This is a genomic window from Spirosoma profusum, assembly GCF_014699005.1.
GTDB classification, from domain to species: Bacteria; Bacteroidota; Bacteroidia; order Cytophagales; family Spirosomataceae; genus Spirosoma; species Spirosoma profusum.
Genome location: NZ_JACWZY010000007.1, coordinates 119,061 through 140,107, shown reverse-complemented (window position 1 = coordinate 140,107; position 21,047 = coordinate 119,061). Strand labels below are relative to the sequence as shown.

General features: G+C 44.6%; 17 protein-coding genes. 7 read left to right on the top strand and 10 right to left on the bottom strand.

Annotated elements, in window-relative coordinates; genetic code table 11:
- Positions 1–195: 195 nt before the first annotated feature.
- A complete protein-coding gene (locus tag IC229_RS10765) occupies positions 196–1,758 on the top strand; it encodes an Rne/Rng family ribonuclease (protein WP_190886969.1) in 1,563 nt (520 codons plus the stop codon).
- 97 nt (positions 1,759–1,855) lie between these two features.
- Here the strand turns inward: IC229_RS10765 and IC229_RS10760 are convergent, their stop codons facing one another.
- Both IC229_RS10760 and IC229_RS10755 read right to left on the bottom strand, forming a co-directional pair.
- Complete coding sequence (locus tag IC229_RS10760; protein ID WP_190886968.1) at positions 1,856–2,968, bottom strand: lysophospholipid acyltransferase family protein; 1,113 nt, start codon at positions 2,966–2,968, stop codon at positions 1,856–1,858.
- Between the two features lie 13 nt (positions 2,969–2,981).
- The gene (locus IC229_RS10755; RefSeq protein ID WP_190886967.1) at positions 2,982–3,152 is read right to left on the bottom strand and encodes a hypothetical protein; all 171 of its coding nucleotides are present in this window, start codon (positions 3,150–3,152) and stop codon (positions 2,982–2,984) included.
- Positions 3,153–3,393: 241 nt separating this feature from the next.
- Between IC229_RS10755 and IC229_RS10750 the strand changes: the two genes are divergently transcribed.
- Positions 3,394–4,359 carry a LytTR family DNA-binding domain-containing protein gene (locus tag IC229_RS10750; protein ID WP_223833953.1) on the top strand — a complete coding sequence of 322 codons (966 nt, stop codon included), beginning with the start codon at positions 3,394–3,396 and terminating at the stop codon, positions 4,357–4,359.
- 6 nt (positions 4,360–4,365) lie between these two features.
- On the opposite strand, the gene IC229_RS10745 is transcribed toward IC229_RS10750, so the two are convergent.
- The gene (locus IC229_RS10745; RefSeq protein WP_190886965.1) at positions 4,366–5,061 is read right to left on the bottom strand and encodes a response regulator; all 696 of its coding nucleotides are present in this window, start codon (positions 5,059–5,061) and stop codon (positions 4,366–4,368) included.
- Between the two features lie 241 nt (positions 5,062–5,302).
- Between IC229_RS10745 and IC229_RS10740 the strand changes: the two genes are divergently transcribed.
- Positions 5,303–5,680 carry a hypothetical protein gene (locus IC229_RS10740; RefSeq protein WP_190886964.1) on the top strand — a complete coding sequence of 126 codons (378 nt, stop codon included), beginning with the start codon at positions 5,303–5,305 and terminating at the stop codon, positions 5,678–5,680.
- Between the two features lie 86 nt (positions 5,681–5,766).
- Here IC229_RS10740 and dnaG read toward each other — a convergent pair whose 3' ends face one another.
- Entirely contained in the window at positions 5,767–7,845 is a 2,079-nt protein-coding gene (gene dnaG, locus IC229_RS10735) for a DNA primase (protein ID WP_190886963.1), read from the bottom strand.
- Positions 7,846–8,072: 227 nt separating this feature from the next.
- On the opposite strand from dnaG, the gene IC229_RS10730 reads away from it, so the two are divergent.
- Entirely contained in the window at positions 8,073–9,494 is a 1,422-nt protein-coding gene (locus IC229_RS10730; RefSeq protein WP_190886962.1) for a vanadium-dependent haloperoxidase, read from the top strand.
- A 77-nt stretch (positions 9,495–9,571) separates the two neighbouring features.
- On the opposite strand, the gene IC229_RS10725 is transcribed toward IC229_RS10730, so the two are convergent.
- The 3 genes from IC229_RS10725 to IC229_RS10715 form a co-directional block, all read right to left on the bottom strand.
- Positions 9,572–11,464, bottom strand: coding sequence for an amidophosphoribosyltransferase (locus IC229_RS10725; protein WP_190886961.1), 1,893 nt, complete (start codon positions 11,462–11,464; stop codon positions 9,572–9,574).
- 103 nt (positions 11,465–11,567) lie between these two features.
- Positions 11,568–12,206 (bottom strand): phosphatase PAP2 family protein, encoded by a 639-nt coding sequence (locus IC229_RS10720; RefSeq protein WP_190886960.1) that lies wholly within the window; start codon positions 12,204–12,206, stop codon positions 11,568–11,570.
- Positions 12,207–12,328: 122 nt separating this feature from the next.
- Positions 12,329–12,805, bottom strand: coding sequence for a gliding motility lipoprotein GldH (locus tag IC229_RS10715; RefSeq protein ID WP_190886959.1), 477 nt, complete (start codon positions 12,803–12,805; stop codon positions 12,329–12,331).
- A gap of 107 nt (positions 12,806–12,912) precedes the next feature.
- On the opposite strand from IC229_RS10715, the gene IC229_RS10710 reads away from it, so the two are divergent.
- The 3 genes from IC229_RS10710 to IC229_RS10700 are packed head-to-tail and all read left to right on the top strand — an operon-like array spanning position 12,913 to position 16,138.
- Positions 12,913–13,275 (top strand): BlaI/MecI/CopY family transcriptional regulator, encoded by a 363-nt coding sequence (locus IC229_RS10710; RefSeq protein WP_190886958.1) that lies wholly within the window; start codon positions 12,913–12,915, stop codon positions 13,273–13,275.
- Positions 13,276–13,279: 4 nt separating this feature from the next.
- A complete protein-coding gene (locus tag IC229_RS10705) occupies positions 13,280–15,139 on the top strand; it encodes a M56 family metallopeptidase (RefSeq protein ID WP_190886957.1) in 1,860 nt (619 codons plus the stop codon).
- A gap of 6 nt (positions 15,140–15,145) precedes the next feature.
- On the top strand, positions 15,146–16,138 hold the full coding sequence (locus tag IC229_RS10700; RefSeq protein ID WP_190886956.1) for a hypothetical protein: 993 nt from the start codon (positions 15,146–15,148) through the stop codon (positions 16,136–16,138).
- A gap of 46 nt (positions 16,139–16,184) precedes the next feature.
- On the opposite strand, the gene IC229_RS10695 is transcribed toward IC229_RS10700, so the two are convergent.
- The 3 genes from IC229_RS10695 to recQ form a co-directional block, all read right to left on the bottom strand.
- Entirely contained in the window at positions 16,185–17,342 is a 1,158-nt protein-coding gene (locus IC229_RS10695; RefSeq protein ID WP_223833952.1) for a PSP1 domain-containing protein, read from the bottom strand.
- Between the two features lie 109 nt (positions 17,343–17,451).
- On the bottom strand, positions 17,452–18,738 hold the full coding sequence (purD, locus tag IC229_RS10690; RefSeq protein ID WP_190886955.1) for a phosphoribosylamine--glycine ligase: 1,287 nt from the start codon (positions 18,736–18,738) through the stop codon (positions 17,452–17,454).
- Between the two features lie 83 nt (positions 18,739–18,821).
- Positions 18,822–21,032, bottom strand: coding sequence for a DNA helicase RecQ (gene recQ / locus IC229_RS10685; protein ID WP_190886954.1), 2,211 nt, complete (start codon positions 21,030–21,032; stop codon positions 18,822–18,824).
- Positions 21,033–21,047: the final 15 nt, after the last annotated feature.

Below are 21,047 nucleotides of genomic sequence, written 5' to 3'. Positions count from 1 at the left end.
TGCAACTCATAAGCGGAAGAAACGGCTCAGAAAAAACCGGCATAAGAAAAAGTAGTTTAATGTTCCAGGTTTCAAGTTTAATATTTAACCTGAAATCTGGAACCTGAAACTATTTTTAGGGAAGCCCGTGCCGGTCTGTAAAGCCCGTACGTGGCTTTTTTTTTAACATAGCCATTCTAACCGTAAATTCATCTTGTGAGTAATGAATTAGTTATCAGTTCGACTCAGAAAGGTGATCGGATTGCGCTCTTGCAGAATAAGAGACTGCTGGAGTATCACGAGGAGGAATTAGACAGCAGTTTTACTGTTGGCGATCTTTACTTAGGAACAGTTAAGAAATTATCATCGGGCCTTAACGCTGCTTTTGTGGATGTAGGTCATGAGAAAGATGGATTTCTACACTACCAGGACTTAGGGCCAAACATAAATTCGCTCAATAAACTGGTTAAGGACGTGGTCGCAAAACGCGTCACAACGGGTCGTTTGAACGGCATGAAGCTGGAGCCAGTTATCGAGAAAATCGGTAAAATTGATAAGGTGCTGACTAAAAATGCGCCTATTCTGGTTCAGGTGGTTAAAGAGCCTATCTCGACTAAAGGTCCACGCCTTTCCTGTGATATTTCCATTGCGGGCCGCTATCTGGTCCTTGTGCCATTTTCAGATGGCGTCAACCTTTCTAAAAAAATCACTGACCGGGCCGAACGATCGCGGCTTATGCGGCTCATGTCGTCATTGAAGCCCCAGAATTTCGGTGTTATTGTACGTACAGTTGCTCAAGATAAAGATGTCGAAGAGCTTGACCGTGACCTGCAACATTCGCTTGCTAAATGGGACCAGGCTATTAAAACTCTGGCAGACGCTAAGCCACGTGATCGCGTTTTTGGCGAGATGAACCGAGCTTCATCCATCCTTCGGGATATGCTCAATGAGTCATTTGAAAGTATTACGGTCGATACCAGAGAATCGTTTGATGAAATACGTAATTATATTCATACGATTGCCCCTGACAAGGAAAAAATCGTAAAACTTTATACAGGCAAAACAAAGGTATTTGAAGCACTTGGTCTTGAAAAACAGCTTAAATCACTGTTTGGTCGCTCAGTAAGCCTGCCAGGGGGTGGTTATTTAATTATTGAGCACACCGAAGCCCTGCACGTTATTGACGTAAATAGCGGTAACAAGTCTAATTCGGAGGAAGATCAAGAGGCTACTGCCATTAGCGTAAACCGGGAAGCAGCTAAAGAGATTGCCCGGCAACTTCGGCTCCGCGATATGGGCGGAATTATCGTCGTTGATTTCATCGACATGAAGAAAGCAGAAAATAAAAAGCTCTTGCAGGACATCATGCGCGATGAAATGAAGCCTGAACGGTCAAAATTCACAATACTGCCGCTTACGAAATTTGGGCTGATGCAGATCACCCGGCAGCGTGTACGGCCTGAAATGAACGTAGTAACCCGCGAAGTTTGCCCTACTTGTGGTGGAACAGGTACTATTCAGGCGAGCGTATTAGTGACTGATGTAATCGAAAATAACTTAGATTATATTCTCACTAAGCAAAACGAGCGCGGTATTTCAATTTCGATGCACCCATTTCTTTATGCGTATTACTCTAAGGGTTTTTACTCAAAACAGATGCAATGGTTTGTGAAATATATGACCTGGGTTAAATTAGTGAAGGATAGTTCGCTAGGAATAGTTAACTTTAAGTTTTTTAACAAGTCAGGAGAGGAAATCGAGGTTAGTAATAATACTTAGACATAGTAAAATTTTACTATACTTTAATATAAAGTGCAGAAGCCGAATCTGTATTATACCAATTCGGCTTCTGCACTTTATAAAGATATATTACAACTTAATGGATAATCTCCATTTCCATCAATTCTGTGAACATTTCTCGACCAACTACTTCTTCAACTGAATCGACCGTCTTTAAATTTAGTAAGAGATCGCGCAAATCTTCGGTAATTTCATAAGTCTGATATAACCTACGGTCGAATAAAATAGGGGCCTGTTCCAAATCACAAAGTGTATAACGACTTTCGTTAAATACCAATTGCTTTAAATTAGGCTTGAAATAGGTATGCTTGGGTGCTTCTGGCTCCAGAAACGAATGAATGTAAGTCCATCCTTCCCATTGCTCTGGATACCTATTCAAGAAAGGCCAGAAGGCGTCATAAAGTTGTTGCAGAGCCTCCCGGCAAAACATTTCCCGATCACTATGAGCAATAGGACGAATAGCCTTAAGGCTGTGCAATACATTCGTCAGATCCGGTTGTCGGTAACTAACAACGGGTACAATAGGAACGCCCGAAGCGTGCGATAAATACCCGACACCTTTGCGAGTCAATATCTTTCTACTCCCAAAACGCACAGATAGAAATTGGTCTGCTTCGCCTTCTTCTGGGGCAGTTTCGGGGCTTCCATCTACATATACAATCAGGGATCGGCCAGCTTTGAGTTCACGCAGAACAGTTAAACCAGCCGTAGGACTCCCGGTTTCTACAATCCGAAATACGTTTGTTAAGCCATGTTTCTTACGTAGTGCATCGATATGTTCGGTCATATCGCCACCTTGGCTGCGGCTCATATTACTACCTACCAGAAGCACGCAGTCAACTCCATTTCTGAAGAGTAAACTAGTTAAAAGGCGGTATGAGCCAAGGTGGTACGTACAATAAATTTTGTTACTGTTATTCTTAAATGCGCTACTATCTCCACGTAACTTAACCAAATCACCAGCCGTTAAACATTGCTGATCAAAAGTTGTAAAAACCTGATTAAGGAGTAACTTTCTGAACAGCGCTTCGTGTTTATGTCTCGGTATGGACGGGATAAGATTTTCTACATTTGCTGAGAACGTAGTGAATTTCATCAAATACCCCCGTTCCTTCTGCAGGTCTATTTGCTCGAAATGTTCGCGACAGCGAGCCAGTTCCTGGTTATAGAGATGGCGTGTCGTTACCATGGAGATGCGGATTTTAAAGCGAGAACACAGGTTTTGACTGACCGGTAAAGGTATATCCCATATCGGCACAACATCCACTTGCGGCTAATACAAAACGTAATACGTTGTTAGATTCAACTTTGGTAACAGTTTTGGAAACACTTTTGAGAACTTGAACTGGCTTAATGCTAAATTGTTTTTTCATGGGGATTTGTAGTTTTTTAGATCATTTCCGAAGCTGAATATTCAGCACGGTTATTGCTCTTTTTTTATACTACAAAGCTACCAGCCCTATAAACGGGCATCAATCATTAAAAAGTCACAATTGTAGGTTAGCATTAGTTAAATATTACTACTATATTGGGGGTAGTTTTGAATAAGGTGACAGCATGAGGGAAATTCGACTCACTCGAGACTTCTTACGCAAACCCGTAAATAGCTTGATCATGATGCTATGCATTGTGATCATATTTGAGGCTGTTTCATGGTCTGCAGCTTATGCTAGCAAAATACTTAAAGTTGAAAATGCAGGCGGAATTTTGTTTTACGTAGGTAGGTTTCTACGGTCTATGGTTATTCCTGAATCAATATCAGTGTATATTACCGTTACTTTAATTGATTATTATCACAAGTTTAGAGGTATTAACTCTGTTAAGAATGACTGGCCCTCTATTGGACATTATGAATTAAAATTCCTGCCAGTTATTTCGCTGTCTTTTTTAGTGTTTAATCCAATAACACAGACTGTTCGTTTCTTTTTAGAACAATTTCCAGCTTACACACTTAATAATTATATACAAGATTACATTCTCCATACTTATTCGTGGAGAACATATTTTCAATACATATTTCCAATTATTTTAATTGGATATATTGCTCTTAATATTTCACTTCTCAAAGATTTCCTGCAACAACGAAAACAGGCTCAGGAAAAAGCAGAGGCAGAAGCCGCAGAAGCGTCGCAAAAAGCACTTGCTTTATCGACAATTTTCACGCCGAAGCCAGTCGAATCTACAACAACCTACCTAGCTCATTTAAAAGGTAAAAATACCTTCGGTGAATTAGATTTTCCGGTAAACGACGCTTATTTTTTCACAATTGAAGACAGATTTTATTATGCCGAATTGCCAAAGGGCCGATATATGGTCGTTAAAACGCTTAATGATTTGGAAACAGAGTTAGATCCAAATCAATTTTTCCGCATAAAACGTGATTATATCGTAAACAGGGATGCAGTATTGAATTATGCTTATTGGGAGAATGGAAAATATATTGTCCGACTCAATACTCCCGGGCGATACGAGATTGTAGTTCCTCGCGCTCGGATGCAGGAATTCCGGGAATGGTTACAGAAAACTTCCCCTCCTGATAGGGCATCCGATGCCCTATATGCCTCACCCCACTTAAACTGACAATTTTTAGAGATAATTTTTTACAGCAATACCGTATCGGGGTAGTTGCCGGCAGCTGCTTAATTCTAGTTTTCGGGCAATGTGTGTTTTGTGATTAACAGCCGTTCGATAACTGATACCCAGGACTTCTGCAATTTCAGTAGCTGTATGACCATAGGCAATCATACGCAGTACTTCTCTTTCCCGTTCAGTGAGTCGATTTAACTCTTTCCGGGTTTGTTCAGCCATAACTTCTACTCCATAATTTCGGAGTAAATTCATAAAGCCATTACTGTAATAACACCCACCATCACTGACGGTCTGAAAACAGCGATATAATTCATCTAATCCATCCGATGCATATAGGAATCCATAGAAACCCATTTGCATTGCATTTGCAACAATCCGCAGGTCGGGTTTACTAGTATAAAGTATGAATTTTGTCTGCGGATTTGCCTGCCTCATTTCCTGAACAATTTCAAAGCCGCGCTGGCCTGAAATTTCAGATTCCAGAATTACACACTGAGGGCGTTTTACTCTAATCTGCTGGAGCGTATCTTCCATTTCGACTGCTCGCCCAACTACGTTATACCCCTGTTCTTTGAGAAGCTGGCTTAGCACCTCACAAGTAAAGAGTTCTGATTGTGCAACGAGAATCGAAAAATCACGCCTACGAATGGCGAATTTTTTATTAGCCTCCTGGCTAATAGTTGAATTATTCATGACTGTCTTACACTTATGGGAGATTGAAGATAACACACATATTTTATGTTTGTTAACAACAGTTCAAGAAAATCATTAATTCCCGGTGTGATTTCATACAGATCGGCTGGGTGTTTTTGGTGATTTCATCCGGTGAAATGGTGATTTCACGCAAAAGGACTTGATTTAAGGTATTTTGAGAGAATATATTTGATTCATCAAAGCGAAAAAAAAGAATTAAAAATTTTTATCAGCGAAGGCAATGAATCAGGATAATAAGTCATCTAACTACGAAGCTACACCATCCGAAATGGAAAAAATGATTCTGGAATGGGCAACAGCTACTGATGCATTCCACGCTCGTTATGCTAAACTAACTCGGGTAATTGGTAGTCTACAAGGCGCCACACGTCGGCAGTCTAGTGCAAACCGTGCCCATTTGCGTAAATTAATGGATTTGCGTCAGCATATGGGCGATGTTTTAATGACATTGTTCCTCGATATGGGTAACCAGCAATCTGGTCGCTCAGCACTTCCATCAAAACCTGGCCAACTTCGCTCACATGCAATATTACTGCGCGAGATGAGCCGTGAAATCGATGCCGAATTGATTACGATCTCTACGGTAGCGCAAGCATAGTGTTCAACCGTCCCTATTGATAAAGGTAAGCCCTTGTCTGACTCTCAGACTGGGGCTTTTTTATAGCTTATACTTAAAGTATTACTTTAAGCAGAGATTACTGTACCCAGCAAATTGGATATATGCATATCAATCCGTTTGAAATGCATAAACTCGGTTAAAAGCTGATCTGCTTCCTCAGGAGTCTGATTACCCGACTCACGCAGCAACTGCTGTAACGAGGCCATACGCTGTTCAGCAAGCATTTTTTTTATACGTAATATATTTCGATACGCTGAATCGGCTAAAATAGAAATTTCCTCCTCAGAAGGGACAAAGATCTCATGTTTTTCCCACCCGCTACTGATTTCGTATCGTGGGGTCGTCAGGTTGATAGCCTGTTGCTGAATTAACGTATCATCAATACTCTGTCGATCCAGAAAGTCATTTGTTGTTAAAATATCCCCTCGGTTATAGGCTTCCCGAAACAGAGTCAGTATTAAATTGAATGGCGTTGTCTGAAAGTCTATTTCGTGTAATTCGCTAAGAATGTATTGACAAACTGTGATACCTGGTTCTAGCTCTCTTGCTCCATAATTCATTAGTAAACGGATACATTCTTCCTCCTGATAAGACAGTGGCGTTCTGACAAGCTGCCGCGTTTCTTGTGGAATATTTGGGGCGCTGAGAGCCGCATTTTCGATTTCAGTTTCCGGTGTATCTTCTATACTAAACCCGTCTAGTAATGCATTTATATCATCAAGAGACGGTTGGCTAGGGGAATTTGAAGTATTACTTGAAGATTGTTGTCTGTTACCTGCGTTACGTTGCTGACGTTCTAAATCCTTATGCTGCTGTTCCTGTTGCTTACGTAGTAATCGGTTTATTTCAGAAATGACAGATTGCTCACTAACATGAAAAACCTGAGCAACACGTTGTGATAAAGTTTGTCGTTTGAGCAGATCAGGAATTTTGGTGATACTGGCGCAAACATCTGAAATACCCTCCGCTCTTTTGAGAGGATTATCACCAGCTTCAGCCAGCCAATGATTGGCCTTAAAATCGATAAAATCCTGCGAGTGCTGCTTGATGTAGGTTTTAAACGCTTCCGCCCCAACTTTATGAACGTAACTGTCCGGATCTTCACCATCGGGCAATAGTAACAATCGTAGATTTAGTCCTTCTTCTAGTACCATATCCAGACCACGTAGTGCTGCTTTGATACCAGCCGCATCGCCATCGTAGAGAATCGTTACGTTGGGCGTGAAGCGGGAAATCAATCGAATCTGCTCCGTTGTCAACGACGTACCCGATGAGGCCACTACGTTCTTAATACCCGCTTGGTGCAACGATATCACGTCGGTATAACCTTCGGTCAGGTAGCAAACATCTTCCTGACGAATGGTTTGCTTCGCCTGGAAAATACCATACAGCACCTGGCTTTTATGGTAAGCAGCCGTTTCGGGTGAATTGAGATATTTTGGCTGATTCTTATCGACCTTTAAGATTCGTGCCCCAAACGCAATAACCCGGCCCGATACGTTGTGGATGGGAAACATGACCCGCCCTCTAAATCGGTCGAAAGTTTTGCGGTTGCCTCCCCCCTCTCTTTCTTTTGTTAGAATCAAGCCCGCTTTTTCAAGTAGATCAAGGCTATAACCCCGGCGTTGACCTTCCTGAAGTAAAGCGTCCCAGGCATCTAGTGAATAGCCTAATTCAAAGGCTTCGATAGTCGGATTTGTGAATCCTCGCTCCCGGAAATAACTCAGGCCAATGCTTTTTCCTTCGTCCGTATCTGTAAGTAGTTCCTGAAAAAACGTTTTGGCGAAATTGAGTACAATAAGTAGACTTTCGCGCTCATTTTGACGTAGAAACTCTTCCGGCGTTTGTTCCTGCTCCTCAATCTCGACACCGTACTTTTTAGCCAGATAACGTAGCGCTTCGCCATAGCCAATATTCTCAATGTCCATCACAAAACGCACGGCATCGCCCGCTTTTCCGCAACCAAAACATTTGTAAATCTGCCGACTGGGATTAACGTTGAACGAAGGCGATTTCTCGTTGTGAAACGGGCAGCAGGCAATATAGTTCGTTCCTCGTTTTTTTAACGAGACGAAATCATTGATTACCTCAAGTATATCAGAAGCCTGACGGATTCGTTCTACAGTTTCCTCGGGAATGCGCATCAGATAAGATTATTGCGTTACGTATTACCAAAATTACATCGAAAGTCGCCCAACTGTATATCGCAGATACGAAAAGGATAAATAGTATTTGTCCGAATTTCATAGAGTTAATGTTATATTCTTTTCTTCTATTCTGGATACAACTCTGGCAATGTTTTTGCTAAAATCCTAGCAACGCTACGTGCGTCGATTCTCCCTAAATAGTCTATTAATATTCGTAAATTACTATGGCTCATAATTTTACACGTATCAATACTGGCGTTGATACTACGTCTCAAAGCCGAGGTAACCAACGTATCATTTTCGTTACTGTTCTTCTGGCTGCTTTAATCCAAGCCTGTAAAATCGAGCCAGAACCGACTCAGCCAGCTTCACCGACAGTAAGTGGTAAATCAGCTGAATTTTATAGTAGCGACGTAGCAACTAAATGGGCTGATCTTCAATTAAAGTTAACCAAAACAACGCCTGGATTTACGCCACCGGTTGCCTCTCGGGCGTACGGCTATGCCGGTGTAGCTATGTATGAAGCGACTGTTCCTGGCATACCCAGTCGAAAATCACTTGCCGGACAACTTAATGGATTGACGACGTTGCCTCAGCCAGAAGCGGGACAGGCGTATAACTGGGCGCTGAGCGCCAATGCAGCTGAAGCGGCTATCATTAAAAATTTATATCCGACCACGAGCGCTGCTAATAAAGCGACAATTGATTCGCTTGAAACAGCCTTACAGGAAGCATATAAGGAGGGCGCCGACGAAGCAGTTTATCAACGGTCGATTGCTTTCGGAAAGCAAATTGCTGGTGCATTATTCGAATGGTCGAAGACGGACGGTGGTCACGAAGGCTACAGTCGAAATTTTCCGGCGAGCTACGTAGTGCCGATAGGCGGTGGATTCTGGCAACCTACTGAAAATGGGCAGAAGATTCCGATGCAGCCTTACTGGGGCAAAGTCAGAACATTTGTGAAGGCTAATAATGATCTGCCTATGCCGCGTCCTTTACCCCACTCTACAGATGTAAAATCGGCCGTGTTCGCACAATATCTGGATGTTTACAACAAATCGAAAAGCCTGACAGATACAGAAAAGGAAATTGCCGTCTGGTGGGCCGATAACCCAGCTGAAACCTTTACACCGCCAGGCCACTCGTACAGCCTCGCCCGCATTGCCATTCAAACGTCAAACGCTACGTTGGCGAAAGCCGTTGAAACATTTGCACGTACCGGCATTGCTGTTGCCGACGCATTTATTTTATGCTGGCGCTGCAAATTCGTTTACAACAATCTTCGCCCCTACACGTATGTCCGGTTAGCCATCGATCCTGCCTGGGTGCCTTTCTGGCCAGCACCACCGTTTCCAGGCTATCCTTCGGGTCACGCAACTCAGTCTTCGTCGGCCGCAACAGTACTAACGGCTATGTATGGTGAGAACTTCGCTTTTACCGACGATTCACACGTTGGCCGACCTATTGACCCACTACGTAATATTGAGTTTAAGGCTCGTTCCTTTATGTCGTTTACTCAGGCAGCTCAAGAATCAGCCGATTCGCGTTTCTATGGCAATATCCATACAAAACAGGACAACGAAACCGGCCTGAGTGAAGGTAAAAAGATTGGAGCCAATGTGAACGCACTGGCCTGGGAGAAATAAAAAGTGGCAGGAAGCGCGGAGCCGGGAGGTGCTTAGCCGCGCCCCATGCACCTTGCTACCTGCCACTCCATGACAATCTAATACGCCCGCACTAATTTTCCTTCCATGAAGTTAACAAAAGCCTTGTTCACAACTTTGTTTCCTCCAGGTGTAGGGTAATTACCCGTAAAATACCAGTCGCCTGAGTGATTGGGGCAGGCGCGGTGCAGATTGTCAACTGTCTGATACACAACAGCTACTTCTGCTTTCAGATCGGGTGGCGTAACAATCTGGGATACTTTACGGGAGATTTCGTCGTTCGTAAATACATCGAAAAGCGCCTGTACGTGGTTTTGCTGAGACGCGTTGCCCGATTCGATAGCCGCTACGCATTGCGCATATACTTCTTCCAGCAAATATTCCTGACCACGGTCACGTAGTAATTCGAGTACCGCCCGGAACGCAATGAACTCCTTAAATTTCGACATATCAATGCCGTAGCAATCGGGGAACCGAATCTGCGGGGCCGACGACACGATTATTATTTTCTTGGGACCAAGCCGGTCCAGCATACGCAGGATGCTCTTCTCTAACGTAGTACCGCGCACGATGGAATCATCCACAACCACTACGTTGTCTTTTCCTTTCTTGATGACTTCGAACGTAGTATCGTACACATGCGATACCATGTCATCGCGTTGCGCATCGTCAGCAATAAAGGTACGAAGCTTTACGTCCTTGGAAACTAGTTTCTCGATACGTGGTCGGAACGACAAGACGCGATCTAACTCCTCCTCGAACAGAATTCCTTCCATAATGGCTTTTTTCCGCTGCTTATAGAGGTATTCTTCCAGCCCCTCTACCATGCCAAAGAAAGCTGTTTCGGCCGTATTAGGGATGTAGGAGAAAACGGTATTTTCGAGATCGAAGTCGATTTCCTTGAGCACCTGCGGGATAATCAGCTTCCCAAGCATTTTGCGCTCGTTGTAGATGTCAGGATCAGTTGCCCGCGAGAAATAAATACGTTCGAAACTACAGGGTTTCTTCTCGATGGGCTGCACGAATTGCTGCTCCAGATACTCCCCATATTTATCGACAATGAGCGCATGGCCAGGTTTCACTTCCTGAATCGCGCTGTATTCGACGTTGAACGCCGTTTTAATAGCTGGCTTTTCTGACGCTACCACAACTACCTCATCATCAGCGTAATAATAAGCAGGACGAATACCCGCCGGGTCACGTGCCACAAACGCGGCTCCATAACCTGTCATACCTACCATCGCGTAGCCACCGTCGAAATCCCGGCACGAACGATGTAGAACCCGCTGTAAGTCAAGATTATCTTCGATAATATCCGACAAATCGGGATTTTCGTAGATGCTTTTGAATCGCTCAAATACTCGCTGATTTTCTTCGTCCAGAAAGTGGCCGATTTTTTCCATCACCGTAACGGTGTCAACCTTATCCTTCGGATGCTGACCCAGCGAGACAAGTTTTGCAAACAACTCCTCTACGTTGGTCATGTTGAAATTGCCCGCGACCACCAGATTTCGACTGCGCCAGTTACTCTGACGTAGCATCGGGTGGCAGTTTTCGATCTCGTTGGAACCGTGCGTACCGTAACGCAGGTGCCCCATCCAGACTTCGCCCGTAAATGCTACGTTCTCCTGAAGCCATTTGGCATCTTTGGCCTTTTCTTTATTGCCTTTAAGTGCCTTACGAAATTTCTTGTTGACCTTCTCGAAAATATCCGTCACCGGACGCTGGTCGACGGAACGGTACCGACTGATGTAGCGATGGCCGTGTGGTACGTCGATTTTGATATTTGCGATCCCGGCTCCATCCTGACCGCGATTCACCTGCTTTTCCATCAGCAGGTAGAGTTTGTTGGCTCCGTAGAGTGGAGTGCCGTATTTGTCGATGTAATACTGATATGGTTTGCGGAGCCGAACTAGGGCAATGCCGCATTCGTGTTTGATGGCGTCGCTCATGAGAGAGTTGTCGAAGCGCGTTGGTTGTAGTCAGTAATGAAGTAACGACTCCCTGTAGGCATTGGTTCGCGGGAGTCTATAACAAAGGTAGGCAAAAGGCTGGCTAAATCGCGCCATCATTTTCTTTCTTTATTACCCAAGGCCACATCAAAACATAAATCAATAACGACGAAATTGTGCCCACAAGCGAGCCAGCGTACACATCTTCAACGAAATGCTGAAACAGATATACGCGAGAATAACCCGTTATAGCCGCCAGAAACAGAAAAACTAAGCCTCGTTTTTTTTGTGAGTCCATCAAAGCAAGCAGTAAAAACATAGCAAATGCCGTGGTGGTATGCCCCGATGGAAAACTATTATAGCTGTAAATGTCTAAGCCTTCAATAATGTGATATTCAAACGTCGAATGTTCAAAGTAACGTAGCGGACGTAGTGAACCGGGAAAAATCACGGTTTTCAAAAACAACGACGTCAATGAAGAAAGCGCGAAACTGGCAAAAGCCATAAAACCGATACGTCGATTATAAATAAGCAGCCCCACGCAAACCACTACGTAGAATGCGCCATCGCCCATATAGGTAACGTACGGGAACACCCAATCACCAAGCGGGTTGTTTCGCACGTTTATCCATTGCATCAACTGTTCCTGCGTAAAAACCAATTGCAATACGCCGACAACCACTAGCAAAAACGCATAGGGAAGAAAGAAGAACCAGTTATTACGTAGTAATCCGATGAGCATTTCTTACTTGAAGGGTAGGCAATGTGTTTTTTTTGTCATGCTGCTTTTTGTCATGCTGACGAAGCCGGGCCGCCGAAGCGGAAGCATGACAAAAAGCAGCATGACAAAAAACGCTACGTCATTTAACGAGTCGGCGCGGCTTTTTCGACGGTGATGCCTACACTGAGAATATTAAGCAAGGGGTCCTGACGCATGTACTGCCGAATCTGCATGGTGTACTTGCCCGGTTTCGGAAAACGGTAATTGCGCTTCATCAGAAACTTGTGATCGAAAAGGTCGCCGAGACCGTCGCCGTTGGGTTTGCCGGTTTTGGGGTCCATTAGAATAAGCTCGTCCAGCCGCGATTCCATCTCTTTCCCCGATTCATCGCGTAGATACCGAGTCAGATATAGGTTATAATAACCATACGACAGGCTATTACGTAGGTTGTAGTAAATATTATACGGTACGGTAGCATCGTCAATCTGGAAGGTAAACGACGGCGCATTTTTGATGAACCATTTCCCCTCATCGATATCCGTATATTCTTTATAAACAGCATTCGTGTCGCAACTCGTAACGAGCGCTAACAACATCAGTCCTGCAATCCACTGTTTCATAGTTCACTCAAATAATTGGCAAAGCTACGATTGCAAGGCTGGCTTTTCAAATTATAAAAACTACACAAATAGTTTGTAAACGAGAAAAATAGTTTTAAGTTTGTTTTATGGAAAAGCTAACTGCCAAAGAAGAAGAAGTGATGCAGGTGCTCTGGAAAATGGAGCAGGGATACGTAAAAGACATGGTTCCGCAGTTTACGGATCCACCCCTGCATTATAATACCGTTTCGACCATTGTCCGAAACCTCGAAGAGAAGGGTTACATAGGCCACCGGGCCTATGGTAATACCCATGAGTACTACCCTATTATTACGAAAGAAGCTTACCAGAACCGGTTCGTTTTGACGAAAGTGGTAGAGCAATATTTCGACAGTTCGTACAAAAATCTGGTCAGCTATTTTGCGGAGAAAGAAAAAATTTCGGCCGACGAGTTGCGTGAAATTCTAGCGATGATCGAACAAAAAAAATAGCGAAATGGAAATCCTGCGCTACGTTGTATTAGCTAATGGCCTGCTGGCGGTTGTAAGTCTTGCTCACTACGTACTGCTACGTCGCGAAACGTTTTTTAGTGCCAATCGGCTGGCTTTGTGGTTAGGTCTGGCCGGTGCGCTCGTCCTGCCATTGCTCGAACTACCCGACTGGCGACCGCAAAAGGTACGTAACGTAATGCAACGAACCGCGCAGGCTGTTGTTCCACACGTATTACCCAAACCGACTTCACCCGACGTAACGATTACGTTTCCGAACCAAAGGACGTATCAGGCATTCGATGGGCAGCCCAAACGATACGTCTGGACGTGGCAACTGAGCCTGATAGCCTTGTATCTATTAGTAGTGCTGGTGCTATTTATTCGATTTGGTGTGCAGTTGTTATCCCTTTGGAAACTCATTCGCCATTCGAGTCATGAGTCATACGACGATTTTACGCTGGTCCAGAGTGAAAAGGTAGATTCTCCGTTCTCTTTTTTTAATTGGGTAATTCTCAATCCGACACAGCATACACCCGAAGAACTAGAACAAATTCTCCGACACGAGCGCGTGCATGTACGCGAACGTCACAGCATCGATATGTTAGGCTCAGAGTTGATTTCCATCGTTTTTTGGTTCAACCCAGCCGCGTATCTGTTCCGATATCTGATTCACCAGACGCTCGAATTCCGGGCCGATCATGCCGTATTACAGGAAGGAATCGACCCAAAAGCCTATCAATATAATCTATTGAAAGTAAGCTTATTAGCCAACTCATCCGGTATTACAAATCACTTTAGCAAGTCGCAGCTTAAATCCAGAATTGCTATGTTGAATCGAAAAGAATCGGCTGCCATTTCCTGGCTCAAATACCCTGTTTTTTTGCTGGCAGCCCTGACCATAGCATCGGCCTTTGCCCGTCATAAGCACGTGGAGACAATAAAACGCTACGTTCCGCAACCCATCGTCGAGACAATTACTACGCTAAGTGGCACCCCCAACGTAGTAATGCAGCCCGGAGAGATTATTTCTATCCCTGACAGTAAGTCAATCATTAAATCTGAAGTTGCTACGTCTACAATTAAACCCTCATCACAACTTGTTAAAGTACAGGCAGATTCTGTTCAACGTAGTGTAGAAGTCGATTCGCTACGTTCAAGTCCTTCTCGCTATATGGCTTATCAGGGCAATCGGCTTTACTGGATTGTTACCCCAAAAACTACGTTTGACGATTTTGCTGTGATGCGTCAGGAGTTTGCCAAACACGGCGATAGTATGCAGATAAATGAGATTAAGTTTGACCTATTCTATACTCATATTAATCGAATTATCTTCTCAGTTAAAGATCAGGGTGCACGTACGACCATGAATGAGCTACAAACGGGTAACAAGCCTATTGAGACGATTGCGGGATATATAGGGATTGGCAGAAATGTCGGCTATCGCGGCACAGGCTCACTTCGCTATTACGGAGATAATTTACCTGAATCACTCCGAAAGACTGCTCTTGCTGAAGAAAATGCTGCCGCTCAGTTTTTCAGGGAACATCGCCTGGATTATTTACTTTCAGATGGAGAGCAAAAATTCAAAGATTTAGGGAGTGGATCATCAAGCTATTCGAAGGAATTTTTCAAGAATAAAACTACCCGTAGCAGTGGAGTAGTCGTCAAGGACGATGGTACGTTAACTATTGATGAACGATTAGGAGCCGTAAAAGTCTTTGTTAATAATGAAGCTGCTACGCCTGAGTCTATTGGAAAATTGAAGGTCAATCAACTCTACTCCGTTGTCAAAAAATCACAACAAAACTCTGAAAGCAAAGAATCCTTCATATCAGCAATTCTGATCTACACCATTGAAGAATAGAATGTTATGTACTCATTCACGAACCGTTTCAATGGCTCCGGCCTGCGGCAACGTATCGACATGATAAACAGCCAGCGTTCTGGCTCAGCAACCTGGTGGCGCTACGTTGCCTGGATGGCCGTTATGAGTGTTATGGCATTTGCGTGTCGACATTCATCGCAAACTGAAGTAACTTCGACTAAAAAAAAGGCCATATTTCCGCTCACAAATGCGACACGTGTATTAGCCAACCAACTCGACCAGCCGGATTTGCCCTGGTTCTGCGAGTCGGCTCTCGTAGCTGACTACACAAAACCTGATACAATACGTTATAAAGGTCGGGTCATATTGTTTAAATCTTCGCCTACAACTCATTATCCGGATATTTTGTGTATTCGGAATAATCATCTGGACCTCAAAGACCCGACCCTGCCAATCAAACTTTTCATTAATGCGCAGGAATCACAACTAGCGGACTTGTCTACTGTTTCGTTTGAGAATACCAATGAAATCTTGATTTATCAGAAGTGGGAGAACATCGAAGGAGCTGAAAGATACCCTGAATTGTATCGAATCTTTGTGAGCACAACTCATAAAACTCCAACTCCGAATCAAATTCGATTACGTTGGAAACAGTTTTTGTTGGCAAACGCTGTTTCAGAGCATCCACTTGGAGAATCTAATAGCTTTTCCATGAACAAACTGATGGAAGCTACATTTTTCAGCAATAAGAATGCGTTTGTTACCCGTACCAAAGACGATTACCTGAAGCTATACGATGAATACGCCACCGATATCGACGTATTGATAAATGGCCTCGCCGTTGAACCTAAACGTATCGAAGGAGTACACATCCGGGAAGTTGACAAGTTATACACCCGCGAGCGGCCTTTTTACGAATGGACCGATGGTTCTAACCGAGCTCATCGATTTGTGCTCTACGTCCAGACCGCCCCTAAACTCGCCAAGCGTGATAGCAGTTACTACGTCTTCAGCCCCTTTTACTCTGGCGACTTTTAGTAAAATTGTTTGGGCCAAGCTTCAGCTTGGCCCAAACAAAAAATGATTAATTCCCTCTGGGTTTCTTCTTCTTCTTTTTATTGGGCGAACGTGAGTTGTACTTGGCGTCTAATTTTTGCAAATCGCTGTTAAGGGTCGCTGGTACCGATGGCTCTTTTTCGCCGATGGGCGTCAGTACGTCAAATGATTCAGGAATAACTCCTCTCTTATTTAATTCAACAATTTCAAGAACTCGGACGATAGGCAGCGGATGCCACGTACTCTCAGCTCCGTAGCCAAACCACATCAGCTTTCGGAAAATATCCGTCTTCTGCAAATACGCTTTGCCTTTCTGCGTCTCCAGCGGTTTCTCAATAGCTGGAATATCGCGGAGAGCGTCCATATACGTATCGAGCTCGTAATTCAGGCAGCACTTCAACCGTCCACATTGCCCCGACAGTTTCGCCGGATTGAGCGACAGGTTTTGGTAACGAGCCGCCGACGTAGCAATATTTTTGAAATCGGTGAGCCAGGTAGAACAGCAAAGTTCGCGCCCGCAGGAACCAATTCCGCCCAAGCGGCCCGCTTCCTGCCGCAAACTAATCTGGCGCATTTCGATACGTGCCTTGAATTCGCTGGCCAGCATTTTGATTAACTCCCGAAAATCGACGCGCTCTTCGGAGGAATAATAAAAGGTAGCTTTGCTGTTATCCGACTGAAACTCAACGTCGGACAGCTTCATGCTCAGCTTCAGTTCACGAATGATTTCGCGAGAACGGTAAAGGGCGGGCAAATCACGTAGCACGGCCTGTTCGTGCCGTTCCATATCTTTTGGCGTAGCAATTCGGTGAATCACTTTGGTGTCGTCGGTAATTTTGACGCCCCGTTTTTTCACCTGTAAACGTACCAGTTCACCCTGGAGAGATACGGCACCAATGTGAAAGCCCGATTGCATTTCGGCTACTACGTAGTCGCCGGTAGTGAGGTCGAGTTGGTGAACATTGCGGTAGTATTCTTTACGTCCACCTTTAAATTTCACCTCCACTACGTCGTATCGTTTCATACCGGGCATGGCGATGTCGCTCAGCCAGTCGAACGAATTTAATTTATTACAACCGCCAGTACTGCACCCGCCACTTCCGCATCCTACTGTAGCCGTTTTTTGACCGTTGGATGCTCCGCTTTGAGTGCCGCACCCGCCAGTGGCGCAGGATTTACAACTCATATATATATCGTTATAGAGTTGTCGAGTTGTAGGGTTGTATAGTTATTGCGTCAACTTAATTCCATTCACATTATAACTTTACAACCTTATAACCTTATAACTCAGTCAGTTAGTCAGCATACCGTATCAGGTCGACCCCGATATCACGGCGATACTGTTTTCCATCAAATTGCACCATCCGGGCCGCTTCCTGCGACTTTCGGACGGCATTTTCGAGCGAGTTTGCCTGTGCCGTTATGGCCAGTACACGTCCGCCATTCGTTACTACGTCGCCATTTTTGGCCAGCGTGCCGGCATGAAACGCCATTACGTCGTCCAGACGATCTAATTCTGAAATAACCTGACCCGTTTCATACGTACCGGGATACCCACCCGATACCAGCACAGTCGTTACGGCCGTTTGTGGAGATACCTGTACATCGAGTTTTTCCAGCTCTCCATCGGCCGTAGCCACCATGAGTTCAACAAAGTCGGTTTGAATACGTGGTAACACCACTTCAGTTTCAGGGTCACCCATGCGTGCGTTATACTCAATAACGTAAGGTTCACCATTCACTTTCATTAATCCGACAAATATAAATCCTTGGTAACGAATACCTTCCTGCTTCAAACCGTCGAGAGTCGGTTTTACAACTTTATCTTCAACCTTCTTCAAAAACGTTTTGTTGGCAAACACCACTGGCGAAACGGCACCCATCCCTCCCGTATTTGGCCCTGTATCATCTTCGCCGATACGTTTATAATCTTTGGCTTCGGGCAAAATTTTATAGTTTTCACCGTCGGTCAGTACAAAAACCGACAGTTCGATACCACGCAAAAATTGCTCCACAACCACTTTGCTGCCAGCCTCGCCAAACTTCTGCTCTTCCAGCATTTCCCGAAGAGCCCCCTGGGCAGTAACTGCTGTTTCAGCTATAATCACGCCCTTGCCAGCCGCCAATCCATCCGCTTTCAGCACAACGGGTAATGCATGCGTTTCGAGGTGCGTTAATCCCTCCTGAAGCGTTTCTGCTGTAAACGTTTGTGAAGCCGCCGTCGGAATGCCGTAACGTAGCATGAATTGTTTGGAGAAATCCTTGCTTCCCTCCAATTGAGCCCCTTTTGCATCAGGTCCAACGATACGTAGGTTGGTTAATTTAGGGTCATTACGTAGAAAATCGACAATACCTTTCACCAACGGCTCTTCTGGTCCAACAATGAGCAGGTCGATTTTGTGGTCGCGAATGGCCTTCGCCACTGCCGAGAAATTCGTAAAAGCAATGGGTAGATTGGTAGCGACTTGTGCTGTTCCCGCATTTCCGGGAGCTACAAACAACGTATCACACAGCGGGCTTTGCGCCATTTTCCACGCAAAAGCGTGTTCGCGCCCACCCGACCCCAGTATTAGTATATTCATTTATGGAATGAATAATGTATAATGAACAATGCAAAATGACAGTGTCAGCAAGCATTATCCATTATACATTGTACATTTTTCATTTAATTAGCTACTTCCGACAGGAATTTGATGCGCATCAGCCGCAAATCCTGTTCGGTGAAATCATCTCCTCCAAATTCACGCATGGCGATGGCGATATTATCGCTTTCGGCCCGCATGAAGTAGTCGTAGATTTCATCCTGCCGGTCTTCGTCCATTACCTGGTTAATGTAATAATCAAGATTTAATCGAGTACCCGAATAACAAATGTGTTCGATTTCCTCCATCAAATCTTCCATCGACAGCGATTTAGATTCGGCGATTTCGTCTAAATCGATCTTCCGGTCGATTTGCTGAATAATGAAAATCTTGACTTTCGATTTATTGACGGTCGACTTCACTACTACGTCTTTCGCCGTCTCAATCTCATTATCTTCAACGTATTTAGTAATCAGGTCAATGAACGGCCGACCAAATTTCTGCACCTTACCCATCCCAACGCCATTAATCTGGGCCATTTCTTCCCGCGTGGTTGGATAGGTCGTCGCCATTTCTTCCATGGATGTCTCCTGGAAAATAACGTAGGGCGGCAGGTTTTTTTCTTTGGCAATCTTCTTCCGAAGCGCCTTTAATAAACCGAGTAATTCTTCGTCATATGCTACTCCTCCTGATGACGGCGATGAGTCTTTATCGTCATCCTCTCTGGTCTCGGTCGTTTGTTGCTCATAATCGTGGTCTTTCGAGAGGCTGATTGGATACGGGTCTTCGATGTAATTCAAACCCCGTTGCGTCAGTTTCAGAATGCCATGGTTATCCACATCTTTTTCCAGATATCCATAAATGGTAATCTGCTTGATGAGTGAGCACCAGAAATTACAGTCTTCGTTAAACTCACGTCCTTTTCCATATACGTCGAGCCGGTCGTGTTCGTAACTGGTTACGTATTGGTTGTGGGTGGCCGTTAATACGTCGGCCAGGTGCGCTACGTCGAAGCGCTGGTCGGTTTGAAGAACAGTTTGTAGGGCCAGTACTACCTCATGCTGCGCCTTATATTTTTCGGTCGGCTTCATGCAGTTATCGCAGAAACCACAATCTTTATCTAGAAACTCACCGAAATAGCCTAGCAACTGCCGACGGCGGCAAACACCCAGATTGGCGTACGACACCATTTCGTGGAGCAGATGTTTGGCATTGTCACGCTCAGTAACCGGCTTGTCTTTGTTGAACTTTTCCAGCTTCACGATGTCGTCGTAGCTGTAAAACATCACGCAGTTACCTTCCAGCCCATCGCGTCCGGCACGTCCCGTTTCCTGATAATATCCTTCGAGCGATTTGGGCGCATCGTAGTGAATAACGAACCGAACATCCGGCTTATCGATACCCATACCGAACGCAATGGTCGCGCAAATTACATCGACATCTTCGTTCAGGAAGGCATCCTGATTATGCATGCGCGTTTGCGGGTCGAGGCCAGCGTGGTAAGGAAGTGCTTTTATATCATTGACACTCAGCAGTTCGGCAATTTCTTCGACAGTCTTACGACTCAGGCAATACACAATCCCCGATTTGCCTTTATTCTGCTTAACGTATTTGATAAGCTGTTTTTTGGCATCAACTTTCGGCTTGATTTCGTAATACAGGTTTTTCCGGTTGAAAGACGACTTATACAGATTCGCGTCTTCCATTTGCAGGTTTTTCTGAATATCCTGCTGCACTTTAGGCGTAGCCGTAGCGGTAAGTGCAATCACGGGAAGGTTGCCAATGTTATCGACAATACCCCGTATTTTCCGGTACTCGGGCCGGAAGTCGTGACCCCATTCGGAAATACAGTGCGCTTCATCAATGGCAACGAATGAAATATTGGCTTTCTTTAAAAAATCCAAATTCTCTTCCTTCGTCAACGATTCGGGCGCAATATAAAGAAGCTTCAACGAGCTGTTGAGCGTGTCTTTTTTAACCTTGTTCATTTCCGCTTTCGACAAGGTCGAATTCAGAAACTGGGCATTGATACCGAAAGCATTCAGTTGGTCGACCTGATTTTTCATCAGGGCAATTAGGGGCGAAATCACGACCGCAGTGCCATCACTAACAATGGCGGGCAATTGATAACACAGTGATTTACCGGCCCCTGTGGGCATGATAACAAATGTGTTGCGACCCGCCATAATACTGTAAATAATGGCTTCCTGCTCTCCGCGAAACTGACCGTACCCAAAAATTTCTTTTAATCGCTCTTTAAGCGTCGCATGGACTGACTCATCAACCTGCATCATTCTACAAATCGTACA